The organism is Streptomyces sp. NPDC001056 (genome assembly GCF_053598955.1).
The window spans coordinates 196,234-214,078 of sequence record NZ_JBSFLI010000011.1 but is presented as its reverse complement, the minus strand read 5'-3'; the positions used below and the strand labels follow the sequence as shown (position 1 = coordinate 214,078).

At 72.4% G+C, this 17,845-nt stretch carries 19 protein-coding genes and 1 riboswitch; of the genes, 9 read left to right on the top strand and 10 right to left on the bottom strand.

Annotated elements, in window-relative coordinates; all coding sequences use genetic code 11:
• Positions 1 to 96: 96 nt before the first annotated feature.
• Both ACWDD7_RS16345 and ACWDD7_RS16340 read right to left on the bottom strand, forming a co-directional pair.
• Positions 97 to 711, bottom strand: coding sequence for a hypothetical protein (locus ACWDD7_RS16345; protein WP_450457775.1), 615 nt, complete (start codon positions 709 to 711; stop codon positions 97 to 99).
• A complete protein-coding gene (locus tag ACWDD7_RS16340) occupies positions 704 to 1,483 on the bottom strand; it encodes an alpha/beta hydrolase (RefSeq protein ID WP_450457774.1) in 780 nt (259 codons plus the stop codon). Before ACWDD7_RS16340 ends, ACWDD7_RS16345 begins: the two co-directional genes overlap by 8 nt.
• A gap of 184 nt (positions 1,484 to 1,667) precedes the next feature.
• On the opposite strand from ACWDD7_RS16340, the gene ACWDD7_RS16335 reads away from it, so the two are divergent.
• The 5 genes from ACWDD7_RS16335 to ACWDD7_RS16315 all read left to right on the top strand — a co-directional run bounded on the left by ACWDD7_RS16335 (position 1,668) and on the right by ACWDD7_RS16315 (position 6,640).
• Entirely contained in the window at positions 1,668 to 2,414 is a 747-nt protein-coding gene (locus ACWDD7_RS16335; RefSeq protein WP_351876481.1) for a lysophospholipid acyltransferase family protein, read from the top strand.
• 61 nt (positions 2,415 to 2,475) lie between these two features.
• Positions 2,476 to 3,687: a MacS family sensor histidine kinase gene (macS, locus tag ACWDD7_RS16330; protein WP_450457773.1), complete on the top strand. Its 1,212-nt coding sequence runs from the start codon at positions 2,476 to 2,478 to the stop codon at positions 3,685 to 3,687.
• Positions 3,684 to 4,361, top strand: a complete 678-nt coding sequence (locus ACWDD7_RS16325) for a response regulator transcription factor (protein WP_351876471.1) — start codon at positions 3,684 to 3,686, stop codon at positions 4,359 to 4,361. Before macS ends, ACWDD7_RS16325 begins: the two co-directional genes overlap by 4 nt.
• A gap of 135 nt (positions 4,362 to 4,496) precedes the next feature.
• A complete protein-coding gene (locus ACWDD7_RS16320; protein ID WP_450457772.1) occupies positions 4,497 to 5,525 on the top strand; it encodes a 6-phosphofructokinase in 1,029 nt (342 codons plus the stop codon).
• A gap of 119 nt (positions 5,526 to 5,644) precedes the next feature.
• Complete coding sequence (locus tag ACWDD7_RS16315; protein WP_450457771.1) at positions 5,645 to 6,640, top strand: 2-hydroxyacid dehydrogenase; 996 nt, start codon at positions 5,645 to 5,647, stop codon at positions 6,638 to 6,640.
• Here the strand turns inward: ACWDD7_RS16315 and ACWDD7_RS16310 are convergent.
• On the bottom strand, positions 6,592 to 8,472 hold the full coding sequence (locus ACWDD7_RS16310; RefSeq protein ID WP_450457770.1) for an anthranilate synthase family protein: 1,881 nt from the start codon (positions 8,470 to 8,472) through the stop codon (positions 6,592 to 6,594). The two genes, ACWDD7_RS16315 and ACWDD7_RS16310, sit on opposite strands and share 49 nt — an antisense overlap.
• A gap of 99 nt (positions 8,473 to 8,571) precedes the next feature.
• Positions 8,572 to 8,628, bottom strand: coding sequence for a trp operon leader peptide (locus ACWDD7_RS16305; RefSeq protein WP_351876482.1), 57 nt, complete (start codon positions 8,626 to 8,628; stop codon positions 8,572 to 8,574).
• Positions 8,629 to 8,732: 104 nt separating this feature from the next.
• Between ACWDD7_RS16305 and ACWDD7_RS16300 the strand changes: the two genes are divergently transcribed.
• Positions 8,733 to 10,085 (top strand): class II 3-deoxy-7-phosphoheptulonate synthase, encoded by a 1,353-nt coding sequence (locus tag ACWDD7_RS16300; RefSeq protein WP_285553977.1) that lies wholly within the window; start codon positions 8,733 to 8,735, stop codon positions 10,083 to 10,085.
• 151 nt (positions 10,086 to 10,236) lie between these two features.
• The gene (locus tag ACWDD7_RS16295) at positions 10,237 to 10,464 is read left to right on the top strand and encodes a (2Fe-2S)-binding protein (protein ID WP_392211182.1); all 228 of its coding nucleotides are present in this window, start codon (positions 10,237 to 10,239) and stop codon (positions 10,462 to 10,464) included.
• An 8-nt stretch (positions 10,465 to 10,472) separates the two neighbouring features.
• Here the strand turns inward: ACWDD7_RS16295 and bfr are convergent, their stop codons facing one another.
• Positions 10,473 to 10,982, bottom strand: coding sequence for a bacterioferritin (gene bfr / locus ACWDD7_RS16290; RefSeq protein ID WP_351876477.1), 510 nt, complete (start codon positions 10,980 to 10,982; stop codon positions 10,473 to 10,475).
• Between the two features lie 189 nt (positions 10,983 to 11,171).
• On the opposite strand from bfr, the gene ACWDD7_RS16285 reads away from it, so the two are divergent.
• Entirely contained in the window at positions 11,172 to 11,804 is a 633-nt protein-coding gene (locus ACWDD7_RS16285; protein WP_351876478.1) for a sulfite oxidase-like oxidoreductase, read from the top strand.
• A 10-nt stretch (positions 11,805 to 11,814) separates the two neighbouring features.
• Here the strand turns inward: ACWDD7_RS16285 and ACWDD7_RS16280 are convergent, their stop codons facing one another.
• The 5 genes from ACWDD7_RS16280 to thiO all read right to left on the bottom strand — a co-directional run bounded on the left by ACWDD7_RS16280 (position 11,815) and on the right by thiO (position 17,317).
• Positions 11,815 to 12,693 (bottom strand): deoxyribonuclease IV, encoded by an 879-nt coding sequence (locus ACWDD7_RS16280; RefSeq protein ID WP_450457769.1) that lies wholly within the window; start codon positions 12,691 to 12,693, stop codon positions 11,815 to 11,817.
• 135 nt (positions 12,694 to 12,828) lie between these two features.
• Complete coding sequence (pknB, locus tag ACWDD7_RS16275) at positions 12,829 to 14,751, bottom strand: Stk1 family PASTA domain-containing Ser/Thr kinase (protein WP_450457768.1); 1,923 nt, start codon at positions 14,749 to 14,751, stop codon at positions 12,829 to 12,831.
• 353 nt (positions 14,752 to 15,104) lie between these two features.
• Positions 15,105 to 15,899, bottom strand: coding sequence for a thiazole synthase (locus tag ACWDD7_RS16270; RefSeq protein WP_351880026.1), 795 nt, complete (start codon positions 15,897 to 15,899; stop codon positions 15,105 to 15,107).
• A gap of 3 nt (positions 15,900 to 15,902) precedes the next feature.
• Positions 15,903 to 16,124 carry a sulfur carrier protein ThiS gene (thiS, locus tag ACWDD7_RS16265; RefSeq protein WP_351880023.1) on the bottom strand — a complete coding sequence of 74 codons (222 nt, stop codon included), beginning with the start codon at positions 16,122 to 16,124 and terminating at the stop codon, positions 15,903 to 15,905.
• Positions 16,121 to 17,317, bottom strand: a complete 1,197-nt coding sequence (gene thiO / locus ACWDD7_RS16260) for a glycine oxidase ThiO (protein WP_351880020.1) — start codon at positions 17,315 to 17,317, stop codon at positions 16,121 to 16,123. Before thiO ends, thiS begins: the two co-directional genes overlap by 4 nt.
• Positions 17,315 to 17,426: riboswitch (TPP riboswitch) on the bottom strand. (Overlaps the previous gene by 3 nt.)
• Positions 17,427 to 17,479: 53 nt before the next feature.
• Between thiO and ACWDD7_RS16255 the strand changes: the two genes are divergently transcribed.
• The gene (locus tag ACWDD7_RS16255; RefSeq protein ID WP_351880017.1) at positions 17,480 to 17,830 is read left to right on the top strand and encodes a hypothetical protein; all 351 of its coding nucleotides are present in this window, start codon (positions 17,480 to 17,482) and stop codon (positions 17,828 to 17,830) included.
• Positions 17,831 to 17,845 lie beyond the last annotated feature (15 nt).

Sequence of the window (17,845 nt, the reverse complement as noted above, 5' to 3'; positions counted from 1 at the left end):
GCAATGGCTGCACACCTACAATCACCACCGCGGACACACCGCACTCAAAGGCCAACCACCCGCCAGCCGCGTCCCCAACCTCTCAAGGCAATACAGCTAGACCACGGCGCCCCGCCCGGGATCGTCGTCGTCGTCCTCGTCCGTCCGCATCCGCGCCACCAGCGTCGCGAAGCCGCCGAGGAAGCCGCCGATGCCGAGCGTCGTCAGCCACCAGGTCATGTCCCAGCCGAGCAGCACCGCCACCAGCAGCAGGATCGGCCCGCCGACCACGCCGAGCCACGCGAACCTCGACGTGGTGTCGCCGGTCTCCAGCGGCGGCGGCTCGGGCGGGACGAAATGGCCCTCGTCGTCCTCGTCGAAGTCGTCCTCGGACGGCTCCGGCACACGGTAGTCGCGGGGGCCGACGCCCGGCGCGAAGGAGACCGAGCCGCCCAGCGGCCGGGCGGGCCGCTGCTCCCCGGAACCCTCGTCCTCGGGCGGCGCGTCCTTCTCCAGCCGCTCCAGCAGCGCGTCCTTCTCCAGCAGCGCCAGGTCCTCCACCGGCTTGAAGGGCTTGCTCCCCGGCGGGTCCGGCGGCTCCTCGCCGTATCCGGCCACGATGGCCCGCCAGGCGGCGTCCTCGTCGAAGCGCAGCCCGTTCTCCTCCGGCTCCCGGTCCTGCCGGTCTTCCCGGTCCTCACGGCCCTCGGGACCGGGGTCGTGCTCAGCCAACTGCGGCCGTCCCTTCCTTGCCCGGAATCGATGCGAGCCGGCCGATGAAACCGAGGCTCTCCTCGAAGATCCGGTCCGCGTCCACATCCAACGTCGCGACGTGGTAACTGTGTTCCAGCACGATCTCCCGGACGTCCGCGGACGAGACCCGGCCGAGCACCCGGGCCGAGTCGACGGCCGGTACGACATGGTCCTGGGCACTGCGCAGCAGCAGCAACGGCTGGGCGACCCGGGGCAGCTCCCCGTCCAGCCGCTGGAGGAACCGGCGCAGCGAGTGCGCCGCGTGCAGCGGCACCCGGTCGTAACCCGTCTCCGCCGCGCCCTCCTTGGCGATGTCGCTGGCGATGCCCTTGGTGGTGCGCACCAGGTGCCGGGCCACGGGAAGGGCGCGCGCCGACAGGCCGTGGACCTTGTTCGCGGGGTTGACGACGACCACACCGCTGATCCGCTCGCCGTGCAGGGCGGCCAGCCGCAGCGCGAGGGCGCCGCCCATGGACAGGCCCGCGACGAACACCTGGGAGCAGCGCTCGGACAGCAGTCGCAGCTCGCGGTCCACCTCCGCGTACCAGTCCTGCCAGCCCGTGAGCTGCATGTCCTCCCAGCGCGTGCCGTGGCCGGGCAGCAGCGGCAGTGACACGGTCAGGCCGCGGGCCGCGTGGTGCTCCGCCCACGGGCGCAGCGACTGGGGCGAGCCGGTGAAGCCGTGACAGAAGAGGACGCCCACCTCGCCGCCGGAGTGGCGGTACGGCTCGGCTCCAGGGAGAACCGGCACCTTCGACGCTCCTGTTCCTGGGGAAGGGCCCCGCGCCGTGCGGCCGGGGCGTGGAGAACGCGCGGATGTGCTTCACCGTACGCGACCGCACGGACACCGACCAGGGCCGTCGGGTGCTTTGCCGGTCCAGGGGGTTAAGGTCTCCTCGACGGAAACGGGAGGCACACGGGTGTTGTACGGCACGATGAAGGTCGCCATCGGAGGGCCGCTGAAGCTCGCCTTCAGGCCCTGGGTGGAGGGTCTGGAGAACATTCCGGCCGAGGGACCGGCCATCCTGGCCAGCAACCACCTCTCCTTCTCCGACTCGTTCTTCCTGCCGACGATGCTGGACCGCAAGGTCACCTTCATCGCGAAGGCCGAGTACTTCACCACGCCCGGTGTGAAGGGCCGGCTCACCGCCGCCTTCTTCAAGGGCGTCGGCCAGCTCCCGGTGGACCGCTCCGGCGCGCGCGGCGCCGGCGAGGCCGCGATCAAGAGCGGTATAGAGGTGCTGGAGCGCGGCGAGCTGTTCGGTATCTACCCGGAGGGCACCCGCTCGCCCGACGGCCGGCTCTACCGGGGCAAGCCCGGCGGCCTCGCCCGGGTGGCGCTCGCGACCGGTGCCCCGGTGATCCCGGTGGCGATGATCGACACCGAGAAGATCCAGCCGCCCGGCAAGGTGATGCCGAAGCTGATGCGCCCCGGCATCCGCATCGGCAAGCCCCTCGACTTCAGCCGCTACCAGGGCATGGAGCACGACCGCTTCGTGCTGCGCGCGCTGACCGACGAGGTCATGTACGAGATCATGAAGCTTTCCGGCCAGGAGTACGTCGACATGTACGCGACCGCCGCCAAGCGGCAGATCGCGGAGGAGGCGAAGGCGGCCAAGGAAGCGGAGAAGAGCGCCAAGGAGGCCGAGAAGACGGCCGAGAAGGCGGCGGAGGGCAAGTAGCGGCGGGGGCCCGGCGGGGGGCCGGGGGGACGACGAGGCCGACGAGGCCGACAGGGGGGACATGGCCGGGCGCGAGCGCGTGCTGAGGATGTCGGTGGAGCTGCCGCTGTGGCGGGCGCTCGCCGGGTACCGCGTGCTGACGATGCTGTACGCGGTCGGCCTGTGCGTCACCTCGTACGAGCACTTCACCCGTCCGTGGATCGCGGTCGGCTACGACGCCGTCCTCACGGTGTGGACCCTCGCCACCCTGCCCCGGGTGCGGGGCGCGGCCACCTGCACCAAGGGCTTCCTCGCCGCCGACCTGACCATCGCCCTCGCCGGCATCCTGCTCACCGCGTTCGCCGACAGCCACCAGCGGGTCGCGGGCGGCCCGACGCTGCCGACGATATGGGCCGGCGGCGCGGTCCTCGCCTTCGCGGTCAAGGGCGGCTGGCGCTGGGCCGCCGTCGCCTCCACCGCGGTGGCCGCCGCCAACCTGGTCGAGCGCGGCCAGATCGCCCAGGACACCGTGCACAGCCTGATCCTGGTCTGGGTGGCCTCCATCGGCATCGGCTACGTCGTGGAGGTGGCCCGCGCCTCCGAACGCACCCTCGCCCGCGCCCTGGAGATCCAGGCCGCGACCCGGGAGCGGGAGCGGCTGGCCCGGGACATCCACGACAGCGTGCTCCAGGTCCTGGCGATGGTGAAGCGCCGCGGCACCGCCCTCGGCGGCGAGGCGGCCGAACTGGGCCGGCTCGCGGGGGAGCAGGAGGTGGCCCTGCGCACCCTGGTCTCCGGCGGTTTGCTGCCGGTCTCCCGGATCGCCGAGGACAGCGTCGTGCGCGTCGTCGAGACCCCGGACGAGGACGGCCCGGTCGATCTGCGCACCCTCCTCGCGCCGTTCGCCCGCGACCGGGTGAGCCTGGCCGAGCCCGGCGCCCCGGTGCCGCTGCCGCCGGCCGCCGCCCGGGAGCTGGCCGCGGCCGTCGGGGCCGCCCTGGACAACGTGAGCCGGCACGCCGGTGAGGGGGCGCGCGCCTGGATCCTGGTCGAGGACGAGCCGGAGGCGGTCCTCGTCACCGTCCGGGACGACGGCCCCGGCATCCCCGCGGGCCGGCTCGCCGAGGCCGAGGGCGAGGGGCGGCTCGGCGTCGCCCAGTCCATCCGGGGCCGGCTGCGCGACCTCGGCGGCAGCGCCGAGCTGATCTCGGTGCCCGGACAGGGCACGGAGGTCGAACTGAAGGTACCGAAGGGCGCCGTGGCGGCGCGGGGGAAGAAGGCGGAGCAGCGATGACACAGCGGCAGGACCCGATCAGGGTCATGGTGGTGGACGATCACCCCATGTGGCGCGACGCGGTCGCCCGGGACCTGGCCGAGTCCGGCTTCGAGGTGGTCGCGACCGCCGGCGACGGCGAGCAGGCCGTGCGCCGCGCCAAGGCCGCCGCCCCCGACGTGCTGGTCCTGGACCTCAATCTGCCGGCCAAGCCGGGCGTCCAGGTGTGCAAGGAACTCGTCGCCCACGACCCGGGTCTGCGCGTCCTGGTGCTGTCCGCGAGCGGTGAGCACGCCGACGTCCTGGAGGCGGTGAAGTCCGGCGCGACCGGCTACCTGCTGAAGTCGGCGTCCACCGGCGAACTGCTGGACGCGGTGCGCCGTACGGCCGTCGGCGACCCGGTGTTCACGCCCGGCCTCGCCGGACTGGTCCTCGGCGAGTACCGCCGGCTGGCCGCCGAACCGGCGCCCGCCCCCGACACCGACGAACCCGGCGCCCCCCGGCTGACCGAGCGGGAGACGGAGGTGCTGCGGCTGGTCGCCAAGGGCCTGAGCTACAAGCAGATCGCCGAACGCCTCGTCATCTCCCACCGCACCGTGCAGAACCACGTCCAGAACACCCTCGGCAAGCTCCAGCTGCACAACCGGGTCGAGCTGGTGAGGTACGCGATCGAGCGCGGCCTCGACGAGGAGTAGCGCCCGGCCGCCCGCGGACGCGCCCCCGGCCGACGTCGTCATCCCCCCGATTCACCCGTACCGCCTCTCCCGATGTGACGCGCATCACCATTAGCGTGACAAAGCGTCAGGCACTGCGGGTGAAGGGACATTTCCATGCGGATCGGAGTACTGACAGGAGGCGGCGACTGCCCCGGGCTCAACGCCGTCATCCGGGGCATCGTGCGCAAGGGCGTACAGGAGTACGGCTACGAGTTCGTCGGCTTCCGGGACGGCTGGCGGGGCCCCCTCGAAGGCCGCGCCGTCCGCCTCGACATCCCCGCCGTGCGCGGCATCCTGCCCCGCGGCGGCACCATCCTCGGCTCCTCCAGGACCAACCCCCTCAACGTCGAGGGCGGCATCCGCCGGATCAAGGACAACCTCGCCAAGCAGGAGGTCGAGGCCCTGGTCGCGATCGGCGGCGAGGACACCCTCGGGGTGGCCGCGCGACTGTCCGAGGAGTACGGCGTGCCGTGCGTCGGCGTGCCCAAGACCATCGACAACGACCTGTCCGCCACCGACTACACCTTCGGTTTCGACACCGCCGTCAACATCGCGACCGAGGCCATCGACCGTCTGCACACCACCGCCGAGTCCCATATGCGGGTCCTGGTCTGCGAGGTGATGGGGCGGCACGCCGGCTGGATCGCCCTGCACTCGGGCCTGGCCGGCGGCGCCAACGTCATCCTCATCCCCGAGCAGCGCTTCGACCTCGACCAGGTGTGCTCCTGGATCACCTCGCGTTTCAAGGCGTCGTACGCCCCGATCGTGGTGGTCGCCGAGGGTGCCATGCCCAAGGACGGCGACATGGTGCTCAAGGACCAGTCGCTGGACTCCTTCGGGCACGTCCGGCTGTCCGGGGTCGGTGAGTGGCTGGCCAAGGAGATCGAGAAGCGCACCGGCAAGGAGGCCCGCACCACGGTCCTCGGGCACATCCAGCGCGGCGGCACCCCCAGCGCCTTCGACCGCTGGCTCGCCACCCGCTTCGGGCTGCACGCCGTGGACTGCGTCCGCGACGGCGACTTCGGCAAGATGGTCGCCCTGCGCGGCACCGACGTGGTCCGCGTGCCCCTCGCCGAGGCGACCGCCAAGCTGAAGACGGTCGACCCGAAGCTGTACGCCGAGGTCGGGGTGTTCTTCGGCTGAACCGGCGCACCCGGGGACGTGACCGCCCCGGGCCGCGCGCACCCGGGCTGTGGGCCGTGCGACCGTCGTACATCTAAAAGTCGTATATTCGGCCTACAGCCCCCGGGATGGGAGAAACCGTGGAGATCCTCGCATTCGGCGTGCAGTCCGACGAGAAGCCGCTGCTGGAGCGGGCGTTCGCGGGGCTACAGGAGATCCGCTGCCTGGACGTGTTCCTGAACGAGGACACCGCGCCCATCGCGGCCGGCCACGAGATGGTCTCCACCAGCGTCAACTGCGACCTCGGGCCCGGGGTCCTGGAGACCCTCGCGGCCGGCGGCACCCGGCTGGTCGCCCAGCGCGCCACCGGCTTCAACAACGTCGACCTCGACGCCGCCGCCCGCCTCGGGATGACCGTCGCCCGGGTCTCCGCCTACTCGCCGTACGCGGTCGCCGAGTTCGCCTGGACCCTCGCCATGGCCGTCAACCGCCGTATCGTGCGCGCCGCCACCCGCACCCGCGACTTCGACTTCCGGCTCGACGGGCTGATGGGCCGCGATCTGCACGGCCGCACCGCCGGCGTCCTCGGCACCGGGAAGATCGGCGCCGCCTTCGCCCGGATCGCCCACGGCTTCGGCATGCGGCTGCTCGGCTGGGACGCCGCCGAGAACCCCGACTGCCGCGCCCTCGGCATGCGGTACGTGGCCAAGGAGCGGCTGCTCGCCGAGTCCGACCTGATCAGCCTGCACGTGCCGCTGATGCCCGAGACCCAGCACCTCATCGACCGGGCCGCCCTGAAGACGATGAAGGACGACGCCATCCTGGTGAACTCCAGCCGCGGCGGCCTCGTCGACACCGTCGCCCTGGTGCACGAGCTGCGCGCGGGCCGCTTCACGGGCGTCGGCCTGGACGTCTACGAGTCGGAGGCGGGCCTGTTCTTCCTCGACAAGTCCCTGACGGCCATGGAGGACGACACCCTGGCCCGCCTCGTCACCTTCCCCAACGTCCTGGTCACCTCGCACCAGGCGTACTACACCGAGGACGCCGTCGCCCAGATCGTGGCCGCCACCCTGCGCAACGTCCTCGACTACCGCGCCGGACGCCGCTCCGAGAACGTGCTCGTGCCGCGCAGCTGACCCACCAACTCCCGTACGATCTCCGACCCGTTGACGGTCAGTACCGACTCCGGGTGGAACTGCACCCCCGCGAACCCCGGCCCCCGCACGGCGTGCACCTCGCCGTTCGCCGCCCGGCTCACCTCGACCTCGTGCGCCGCCAGCTCCCGTGCCGCCTCCTCGTCGCACCGGGCGGTGAAGCTGTTGTAGAAGCCGACGGTCTCCGGCCGCCCGAACAGCTCGATCGCGGTCTGCGCCCCCTGGTACGGCACCTCCTTGCGGACGATCTCCAGGCCCAGCTCCGCCGCGATCAGCTCATGGCCGAGGCACACCCCCAGCACCCCGTGCCGGTGCTTCCGGATGACGGCCCGGGTCAGCTCCCGCAGGAACCGCATCTTCGGGTCGGCCAGGTCGCAGGGGTCGCCGGGGCCGGGGCCGAGCACCACCGGGCCCTCGTGCGCGAGCACCGCCGCGCGCAGCCCCGGCTCGTCGTACCGCCGTACCGTCACCTCCAGGCCCGCCGAGCGCAGCAGGTGCGCCAGCATGGCGGTGAAGGTGTCCTCGCCGTCGACCACCAGGGCGCGACCGCTCACCTCGGCGGCCTGCTCCTGCATCCGCAGCCAGAACGGGGCGAGCGCGGCCCGCCGCCCGTCCAGCGCGGCCCGCACCCGGGGATCGTCGGCCAGCCGGGGTAGCTCCCGCTCCGCGCTCGGCCGCCCCGGGCGCACCCCGAGGGCCGCGAGCACGCCGGCCGCCTTGGCGTGGGTCTCGGCGACCTCGCCCGCCGGGTCCGAGCCGCGCACCAGGGTGGCCCCGACCGGCACCCGCAGCCGCCCGGCCGCGTCGATGTCGGCGGTGCGGATCAGGATGGGGGAGTCGAGGGTCTGCGCGCCGCCCGCGTCCCGCCCGAGCAGCGCCAGGGCGCCGGCGTAGTAGCCCCGGCCGCCCACCTCGTGCCGCTCGATCACCCGGCACGCGTTCTGCACCGGCGACCCGGTGACCGTCGCCGCGAACATGGTCTCCCGCAGTACCTCCCGGGCGTCCAGCGAGGACTTCCCGCGCAGCTCGTACTCGGTGTGCGCGAGGTGCGCCATCTCCTTCAGGCGCGGCCCGACGACGACCCCGCCCATGTCGCCGACGGTGCACATCATCTTCAGCTCCTCGTCGACGACCATCGACAGCTCCTCGATCTCCTTGCCGTCGGCGAGGAAGTCCAGGAGGTGCTCCGGCGTCGGCCCCTCGGCGGGGTAGCGGTAGGTCCCGCTGATCGGGTTCATGACGACCGTGCCGCCGGTCATCCGCACATGCACCTCGGGGCTCGCGCCGACCAGCGTCCGGTCGCCCGTGTGCACCACGAAGGTCCAGTACGCCCCGCGCTCGCCCTCCAGCAGCCGCCGGAACAGCGCCAGCGCCTCCGCGCGGCCGAACCCCGGGACCTCGCCCTCGTACGTCCGCCGGATCACGAAGTTCGCGCCCTCGCCCCCGCCGATCTCCCGTTCCAGGACCCGCCCGACGATCCGGGCGTACTCCTCGTCGCCGACGTCGAAGCCGCCGCCCTCGACCCGCACCTCGCGCGCCGGGAGCCGCTCCAGGGCCTCGTCGAGCGGGATCTCGTACGACTCCTCGGGCGTCAGCACCAGGAGCGGGGTGCCGTCGTCGCGGACGTCGAAGCCGCGCTCGCGCAGCTGCCGGAACGGCACCAGGGCGAGGCCCTCGTCCGGCAGCTCGGCGAGCCGGTCCCGGCTGCCGACCGGGCCGATCAGCACCTCCACCGGGTGTTCGGCGCGGCCGGGCACGCGGCGGCGCAGCAGGGCGAAGGGGCGGGGGTCGGACAGCAGGTCCATGAGGTCCACGGGTCGGGCTCCTACTCGATCGGGTGAGGGAGAGGAACGGCCCCGGGAACGCCGAAGGCCGCCTCTCGGGCGGCCTTCGCGAAGTCTGGGTGCGCGCGATCAGTGGGCCGCCGAGGAAGCGGTCCACCACCAGTTCTGGTTGGAAAGCGCGAACATGCCGAAGACCCTACCGCACCGCACGCCGTCCACGGGTCAGTCACCCCGTCTCACTTTTCGGGCGTCTCGTGGAACACGGGACACGACCCCGTAATGTGTACGAGGTGACCGTGAACGCTAAGACCAGCGCGAGCGCTGGCAACACCTGGCGAGACCTGCCCGCGGCGCAGCAGCCCGAGTACCCCGACACCGAGGCTCTGCGCGCAGTGATCGCGGACCTTGAGTCGTATCCGCCGCTGGTCTTCGCCGGCGAGTGCGATCAGCTGCGCGCCCGGATGGCGGCCGTCGCCAAGGGAGAGGCGTTCCTCCTCCAGGGCGGCGACTGCGCCGAGGCCTTCGACGCGGTGTCCGCCGACCAGATCCGCCAGAAGCTCAAGACACTGCTCCAGATGGGCGCCGTCCTCACCTACGCGGCCTCCGTGCCCGTCGTGAAGGTCGGCCGGATCGCCGGGCAGTACTCGAAGCCGCGCTCCAAGCCGACCGAGACCCGCGACGGCGTCACGCTGCCGACCTACCGGGGCGACTCCGTCAACGGCTTCGACTTCACCGAGGCCGCCCGCATCCCGGACCCCGAGCGGCTGAAGCGGATGTACAACGCCTCGGCGTCCACGCTGAACCTGGTGCGCGCCTTCACCACCGGCGGGTACGCCGACCTGCGCCAGGTGCACGCCTGGAACCAGGACTTCGTGAAGACCTCCCCCTCCGGCCAGCGCTACGAGCAGCTGGCCCGGGAGATCGACAACGCCCTGAACTTCATGCGGGCCTGCGGCACCGACCCGGAGGAGTTCAAGACCGTCGAGTTCTTCTCCTCGCACGAGGCGCTGCTGCTGGACTACGAGTCCGCCCTGACCCGGGTCGACTCCCGCACCGGCAAGCTGTACGACGTCTCCGCGCACATGGTGTGGATCGGCGAGCGCACCCGTCAGCTGGACCACGCGCACATCGAGTTCGCCTCGAAGATCCGCAACCCGATCGGCATCAAGCTCGGCCCGACCACCACGGCCGAGGAGGCGCTCAAGTACATCGACCGCCTCGACCCCGAGCGGGAGCCGGGCCGGCTCACCTTCATCGTCCGCATGGGCGCCGACAAGATCCGCGACCGGCTGCCCGAGCTGGTCGAGAAGGTCACGGCGTCCGGCGCCACGGTGGCCTGGGTGACCGACCCGATGCACGGCAACACCTTCGAGGCGGCCTCCGGGCACAAGACCCGCCGCTTCGACGACGTGCTCGACGAGGTCAAGGGCTTCTTCGAGGTGCACAAGGGGCTCGGCACCCACCCGGGCGGCATCCACGTGGAGCTGACCGGCGACGACGTCACCGAGTGCGTGGGCGGCGGCGACGAGATCTTCGTCGACGACCTGCACCAGCGCTACGAGACGGCGTGCGACCCGCGGCTCAACCGCAGCCAGTCGCTCGACCTGGCCTTCCTGGTCGCGGAGATGTACCGGGACCAGTGAGCGGCTCCTGAAGGGCTGTTCTGGGGCGCGGATCACAACGGATCCGCGCCCCGCACTCTTTTGCGGTCGCGAAGCGACGGGTAAGGTTAGGTTTGCCTCACCGGGAACGGGGCGGCAGAGTCACGACGATCCCGTCGGGAGGTCAGTCCGCGTGTACGTGTGCAGCTGCTTCGGCATCACCGAGGCCCAGGTGGAACAGCACGCCGCCGACGGCGCCTGCACCCCGCGCCAGATCGCGTCCGCGTGCAAGGCCGGCACGGACTGCGGGCGCTGCGTACGACGCATCCAGGCCCTGCTCGGCCGGGGTGCCTGCCCCCGCCGCGAGCTGATCGGCCAGCGTGCCCCGGCGACGCTCGACCGGCTGGACGACGCCGCCTAGGCCCGGCGCTAGAAGCTGCTGGTGCCCGGCCCCGAGGGGTCCGGCTGGCTCTGCTCGATCACCGTCGAGAGGTACAGCGCCTCACCCAGCTTGTCCACGAGTTCCAGCTGCGTGTCCAGGTAGTCGATGTGGTGTTCCTCGTCGGCCAGGATCGCCTCGAAGATGTTCGCGGACGTGATGTCGTCCTTGTCGCGCATGATCTGCACGCCCCGGCGCAGCCGGTCGATCGCCTCGACCTCGATCTGCCGGTCGGCCCGGAACATCTCGGTCACCGTCTGCCCCACCTCGATGTGGGAGAGCCGCTGGTAGTTCGGCAGCCCGTCGAGCAGCAGGATGCGGTCGGTCAGGATCTCCGCGTGCCGCATCTCGTCGAACGACTCGCGCCGGGTGTACTCGGCGAGCTTGGACCACCCCCGGTGGTCCTGGATCTTGGAGTGCAGGAAGTACTGGTTGATCGCCGTCAGCTCGGCGGTCAACTGTTCGTTGAGCAGTTCGATGACGTCGGGGTCGCCCTGCATCGCAGCGGCTCCTTCCACACGGATGTCTCCCACGCGGACGTCGGGGGAGGTGTGGGCCGCATGATTGCACCGGAAGAGAAGATCGTCCAGTAAGTGCGTACTTAGTAAATGTGCTGATGTTTGATGATGTTTGCCCGTTTTGAGGAGGGGCGGTCAAGGGCACTGCCCGAGGTCTGTCAGGATGGATACATGGGTCATCCGGTGGAGCGAGGGTCTGGAGCAGCGGCAGGGTCCGAGCTTCCGCCGGGGCAGCGACTCCAGCGCGGCTGGCCGGTCACGCACTACGGACCCGTGCCCAAGTTCCGGCCCGAGCGCTGGGACTTCCGGGTCTTCGGCGCCACCGCCGACGGCGACAAACACTGCTGGAACCACGAGCAGTTCACGGCCCTGCCGTACGCCACCGTGGTGGCCGACCTGCACTGCGTGACCAAGTTCAGCATGCTCGGCGCCGAATGGGGCGGGGTCCCCGCCGCCGCGGTCGTGGAGCTGGCCCCGCCGGCCCCGGACGTCACCCATGTGATGGTCTGGGCCGAGTACGGCTTCAGCTCCAATCTGCGCCTGACGGACTTCCTCACCGACCGCACCCTCTTCGCCACCCACAAGGACGGCGAACTCCTCACCGCCGAGCACGGCTTTCCGGTCCGCCTGATCGTGCCCCATCTGTACGCCTGGAAGGGGCCCAAGTGGGTGCGGGGCGTGGAGTACATGACGGCCGACCGGCGCGGGTTCTGGGAGGAGCGCGGGTACCACAACGTGGGCGACCCGTGGAAGGAGCAGCGGTACTCGTACCAGGAGGAGCCGGGCGAGGGGCCGGAGCTGTAAGGGCCCCGGGTCAGCCGTCCCGGAGGCGCTTGAGCCGGGCCACGTCCGCCGCGTGCCCCTCCTTGCCGCCCGGGGTCTCGATGACCAGCGGGACGCCCGCGGTCGCCGGGTGGTTCATCAGGGCGCGGAAGGGCTCCTCGCCGATGTGGCCGGAGCCGATGTTCTCGTGCCGGTCCTTGTGCGCGCCGACCACGTCCTTGGAGTCGTTGGCGTGGATCAGCTTCAGCCGGCCGGCGCCGACGGTCTCCACCAGCAGGTCGAGCGTCTGGCGCATGCCCGCCGGGCCGGTCAGGTCGTGCCCGGCGGCGAAGACGTGGCAGGTGTCCAGGCACACGCCCAGCTTCGGATGGGCGTCCAGCGCCTCGAAGTACGGTCCGAAGTCCCAGGTGCGCGAGCACAGCGAGGCCCCCTGGCCCGCCGTCGACTCCAGCAGCAGGACCGGGTCGTCCTCGTGGGTCAGCTCGTCCAGCAGCGGCAGCAGGTGCTCGCGCACCTGCTTCAGCGCCACCTCCCGGGGCCGCCCGCCGGTCGCGCTGCCGGTGTGCACCACCACACCGAGCGCGCCGATCTCCCGCCCGCGCCGCAGCGAGTGCCGCAGCGACTCCACCGACTTCTCCACGGTCGCCTCGGTGTGCGAGCCGAAGTTGATCAGGTAGGGGGCGTGGACGTAGGCCGGGATCGACTCCTCGGCGCAGGCCGCGCGGAACGCCTCGTCCTGCCCGGGGTTCCCGGCCGGGGTGGCCCAGCCGCGCGGGTTGGCCACGAAGACCTGCACGGTCTCCGCCTTCAGCTCACGGGCGTACGACAGCCCCACCGAGTGCAGGCCGCCGGCCACCGGGACATGGCCGCCGACGGGATTGCGGGGAAGGGGCGAGGAAACGGAACTCACCCGTTCAGGGTGTCATGTCCGCGGGGGCGCCCGGACCGGGGCCGGGGTGAACCCCGTCACCGGCTTCAGGGATTCACGGGTGGTTCATCGGTTCACGAGTTCATCGGTTCATCGGTTCATGGGTTCATCGGTGCTTCACCGGATGGTGATCGTGATCGTGGACCCCTTGGGCGCGGTCCTCCCGCCCTCGACCGACTGCTTCTTCACGGTGTCGCCGAACAGCCCGAGGATCCCGCGGTCCTCCTCGACCTTGAACCCGGCGCCCTCCAGCGCCTGGTGGGCGTCGTCCACGCTGTCGCCGGTCACGTCCGGGACCTCGATCATCTCGGGTCCCTTGGACAGGGTGAGCGTCACCGTGTCGCCCGCGGCGGCCTGGCTCCCGTCACCGGGGCTCTGCCGGGCGACCTTGCCCTTGTCGTACGCGGAGTTGACCTGCTCGCCCGCGATCTTCACCTTGAGCCCGGCGTCCGTCAGCTCCTGCTCGGCGTCGGCCGGGTCGTCGCCGGTGACGTCCGGCACGTCGATGGGGCTGCCCTTGCTGACGGTCAGCGCGATCGCCGAACCCGCGTGCCGCTCGGTGCCCGAGCCCGGGGCCGTGGAGATCACGGCGCCCCGGTCGACGTCGCCGCTGAACTCCCGGGTGACCATGCCCGGCTCCAGCCCGGCCGCCCTGAGCCGCTGCCGGGCCTCGGTGAGCGGCAGGTTGGCCAGGTCGGGCACCTTGACCGTCTCCGGGCCGAGCGAGACGGTCAGCGTCACCGCGTCGTGGTCCCGGATCCGGGCCCCGGGCGCCGGATCGGTGCTGATCACGGTGCCGCGCTCGACGGTGTCGTCGTAGGCCCGCTTGACCTTCCCGACCTCCAGCCCGGCCTGCTGCAGCCGGTCCCGCGCCTGCGTCTCGGTCTTCGCCAGCAGCGGGGGGACCTTGGTGAACTGCCCGGAGTTGATGTACCAGACCCCGGTGCCGGCGCCGAGCACGAGGAGCACGGCGACGGCGACGGTGAGTATGAGCCGCCGGGACCGGCGCGGCGGGGGCACGGGCGCGGCCCGGAAGCGGGCGGTGTGGCTCACGCCGTCGCCGTCGCCGTCGCCGTCCTCGTTCACCGGCAGCGGCCTCGGCACCGTCAGCGCGCGCGGGATCACGCTCGTACGGTTCTCCGCGTTCTCGTGCTCCACGGTCCGGGCCTGCGGCGGTACCGCGTCCAGCTGCTCCCCGGTCAGCGCCGCGCGGGCCTCGCGGGCCTCGGCGAGCAGCGCGACCGCGTCGTACGGGCGCACCTCGGGGGTGCGGGCGGTGGCCGACGCGACCAGCTCGTCCAGCTGGGGCGCCAGCCCCGGCACCTGCGCGGAGGGCGGCGGCACGTCCTCGTTGATGTGCCGGTAGAGCACCTGCGCCGGGGAGTCCCCGGAGTGCGGCTTGGCGCCGGTCAGCATCTCGTAGAGGACGACACCGCAGGCGTACACGTCGACGCGGGGGTCGGCGGTGCCCTGGTCGATCTGCTCGGGGGCGAGGTACGCGACGGTGCCGAGCACGGAGCCGGTCGTACTGGTCACCGTGTCCACGGAACGGACCAGGCCGAAGTCGGCGACCTTGACCCGGCCGTCGTCGCCTATCAGTACGTTCTCGGGCTTCATGTCCCGGTGCACGAACCCGGCCCGGTGCGCGGCGCCGAGCGCGGCGAGCACGGGCTCCAGGATGTCCAGCGCGGCCCGCGGCCGCAGCGCGCCGCGCTCGCGCAGCACGTCCCGCAGGGTGCACCCCGAGACGTACTCCATGGCCATGTACACGTACGACCCGTCGGTGCCCTGGTCGAAGACCTGCACCACGTTCGGGTGGTCGAGCCGGGCCGCGGACTTGGCCTCACGGATGAACCGCTCGACGAACGCCGCGTCGGCCGCCAGCGCCGGATGCATCACCTTCAGCGCCAGCACCCGGTCCAGACGCGTGTCCAGCGCCCGGTACACCGTCGCCATCCCACCGGCCGCGATCCGCGCGTCCACGCGATACCGGCCGTCGAGCACGTGCCCGACGAGGGCGTCCTGAAGGGTCATGTCCACGCGCCGAGTCTACGAGCCCCCACGGACATCCCCCGCCCGCCGGCCACTCCCGCCCACGCACTGCAGCGGACCTGTGACGCTTCCCACGCGGGGACGCGATATTCCGGTGGAGATTCCGGTGGAGGCGCGGCGCGGCGACCCCCGGCGGCGCGGAGCGCAGGGCGGCGCGGGACGGGGCGTGCCGCGTGGTCCGGGCGGACCGGCCCCGCGGTGAGCGCGGCCCGTGTCGGCGCGCGGGCGGCCGTACGACGGTCGCCGACCGCGGCCGCCGCCCGCTCGTCGGCCCACCGCTCCACCATCACGCCCGGACCCGGGCCGCCACGGCCGGCCGTCGCCGCGGCGGACGCCCCGGCTCAGAACGCGGGCCGCTCGGGGTCCAGCCGGGCCAGACCCTCCGCGGGAGAGGACGCCTGCGCCCAGTACCGCCGCGGAATCCGCCCCGCCAGCCGAGCCAGCCTCCCCCCGGCCACCGCGTACCGCATCGCCGTCGCCATGACCTCCGGCTCCTGCGCCCGTGTCACCGCCGACGCCAGCATCACCCCCGCACACCCCAGCTCCATCGCCAGCGCCACGTCCGACGCCGTCCCGGCCCCCGCGTCGAGGATCACCGGCACCCCCGCCCGCTCCACGATCAGCTGGAAGTTGTGCGGGTTGCGGATTCCGAGCCCCGACCCGATCGGCGACCCCAGCGGCATCACCGCGGCGCACCCCACGTCCTCCAGCTTCCGCGCGAGCACGGGATCGTCGTTGGTGTACGGCAACACCGTGAACCCGTCGTCCACCAGCGTCTCCGCCGCCTCCAGCAGCTCCACCGGGTCCGGCAGCAGCGTCCGCTCGTCGGCGATGACCTCCAGCTTCACCAGCGAGGTGCCCAGCGCCTCCCGCGCGAGCCGCGCCGTGAGCACGGCCTCACCGGCGGTGAAGCACCCCGCCGTGTTCGGCAGCACCCGGATCCCGAGCTTCTCCAGCACGGACAGCACGGAGCCGTGCACGGACGGGTCCACCCGCCGCATCGCGACCGTCGTCAGCTCGGTCCCGGACGCCACCAGCGCCCGCTCCAGCACCTCCAGGCTGGGCGCCCCGCCCGTACCCATGATCAACCGCGACCCGAAGGCCGTACCGCCGAGGACAAGGGAATCGTCGGTCACGGCTCAACCCCCCTGCACCGCGGTGAGGACCTCGACCCGGTCGCCGTCGACGAGCGCCGTGCCCGCCCACTGCGCCCGCGGTACGACGGTCTCGTTGACGGCGGCCGCGACCCCGGAAGGGGCCGGCACGAGGGACCGTACGACGGCGTCGAGCGCGGTTCCCGGCGCGACCTCGCGGGGCCGTCCGTTGACGGAGATGGTGAGGGTGGACGAGACGGCGCTCATACGGGCTGCTCCAGCTGCTGGGCGCGGATCGCGCCGAAGCGCTCCGGCGTGAACGGACGGGCTTCCTCGGGCAGCGGACCGCCGGCCAGCAACTGCCCCATCACATCCCCGGTGACCGGCGTGAGCAGCACCCCGTTGCGATGGTGCCCGGTGGCCAGCAGCAGCCCGTCGAGCCCGGACGGCCCGAGCAGCGGCGCGTTGTCGGGGGACCCGGGCCGCAGCCCGGCCCGCGTCTCGGTCAGCGGCAGCTCGGTGATGCCCGGCACCAGCTCGTGCGCGTCGCGCAGCAGCTCGTACACCCCGCCCGCGGTGACCGTCGTGTCCCAGCCCTGCTCCTCGCTGGTGGCGCCGACGACCAGCTCGCCGTTCTCCCGCGGCACCAGATACACCTGCCCGCCGCGCACCACGGCCCGCACGGTGCGGCTGAGGAACGGCGCGTACCGCGGCGGCACGGTCAGCCGCAGCACCTGCCCCTTCACCGGCCGCACCGGCGGCAGCGCCTCCTCCGGCACCCCGGCGAGCCGCCCGCTGAGGCTCCCGCCCGCGAGCACCACCTGCCCGGCGGTCAGCGCCGTACCGTCCGCCGTGGTGACTCCGGTGGCCCGCTCCCGTACGACATCCAGCCGTTCGGCCCACACCCGGTGGAACACCACCCCGGCCCGTTCGCACGCGGTCACCAGCGCCGCGGCAAGCCGGCGCGGATCGATCTGGTGGTCGCCGTCGACCCGCAGCCCGCCGCGCACCCCGGGCGCCAGCATCGGCTCCAGGCGCCGGCACTCCCGCCCCGGCAGCCACTCGGAGTCGAGCCCGCAGCGCTGCTGGAGGGCGTGCAGTTCGCGCAGGTGGGCGCGGTCGTCGGCGTCCAGCGCGACCGCGAGCGTGCCGCAGCGGCGGTAGCCGAGGTCCCGGCCGCTCGCCTCGGTCAGCTCGGCCACGAAGCCGGGGTAGCGGCGCGCCGACTCCAGATTGAGCGCGAGCAGCGTCTCCTCGCCGTAGTGCAGTTCGCTGACCGCGGCCAGCATCCCCGCCGCGACCTGCGCGGCCCCGCCCCCCGGCGCCGGGTCCACCACCGCCGTGGCGAGCCCGCGGCACGCCGCGCGCCAGGCCGTGACCAGGCCGATGATCCCGCCCCCGATGACGAGGACGTCGGAGGTGTCCGATGTGCCGGATGTACGTGACGTACGTGACGACATGGGCGTCCAGCCCCTCCCTTCGCCGGCATGACCCGGATCAGGTTCGTACGGTCGGAGGCCGCCAGCCTCCCTCTCAGCCCGGTGCGTCCGGGCTCCCGCGAGTGCTTGTACGGTGGCCACCCTAGCCCGCCCCCCTCGTCACCCGTAAGGGAGCCCTCGGTCATGCCCCTGTCGTTGGACGGACTCGTCCTCGCCCCCGTCGCCGACCAGTCCGCAGGTCAGGTGGGCACGCGGACCCGCTTCGCCTACCACGAGAAGGACGGCGAGGTCTGGGCCGAGTACCAGGGCGGCGACATCGTCCGCGGCCATCTGGTCGGCACCCGTGCGGGGGACCGCCTGGACTTCCGCTACGTGCAGCTGCGGACCGACGGAACCACCGCCTGCGGGCACTGCGTGTCCACGGTCGTCGAGCTGCCCGACGGCCGGGTGCGCCTGGAGGAGACGTGGGAGTGGGAGTCCGGTCCGGGCTCCGGCACGAGTGTCGTGGAACAGGTCACCGCGCACGCCCGCTGACTGACTGATCGTCAT

What these genes read in the sequence shown, in the direction of transcription:
- ACWDD7_RS16335 (WP_351876481.1), top strand. Translation starts at nt 1,668, where the DNA reads ATGAAGGTCGCCATCGGAGGGCCGCTGAAGCTCGCCTTCAGGCCCTGG.
- macS (WP_450457773.1), top strand. Translation starts at nt 2,476, where the DNA reads ATGGCCGGGCGCGAGCGCGTGCTGAGGATGTCGGTGGAGCTGCCGCTG.
- ACWDD7_RS16325 (WP_351876471.1), top strand. Translation starts at nt 3,684, where the DNA reads ATGACACAGCGGCAGGACCCGATCAGGGTCATGGTGGTGGACGATCAC.
- ACWDD7_RS16320 (WP_450457772.1), top strand. Translation starts at nt 4,497, where the DNA reads ATGCGGATCGGAGTACTGACAGGAGGCGGCGACTGCCCCGGGCTCAAC.
- bfr (WP_351876477.1), bottom strand. Translation starts at nt 10,982, where the DNA reads ATGCAGGGCGACCCCGACGTCATCGAACTGCTCAACGAACAGTTGACC.
- ACWDD7_RS16285 (WP_351876478.1), top strand. Translation starts at nt 11,172, where the DNA reads ATGGGTCATCCGGTGGAGCGAGGGTCTGGAGCAGCGGCAGGGTCCGAG.
- thiS (WP_351880023.1), bottom strand. Translation starts at nt 16,124, where the DNA reads ATGAGCGCCGTCTCGTCCACCCTCACCATCTCCGTCAACGGACGGCCC.
- thiO (WP_351880020.1), bottom strand. Translation starts at nt 17,317, where the DNA reads ATGTCGTCACGTACGTCACGTACATCCGGCACATCGGACACCTCCGAC.
- ACWDD7_RS16255 (WP_351880017.1), top strand. Translation starts at nt 17,480, where the DNA reads ATGCCCCTGTCGTTGGACGGACTCGTCCTCGCCCCCGTCGCCGACCAG.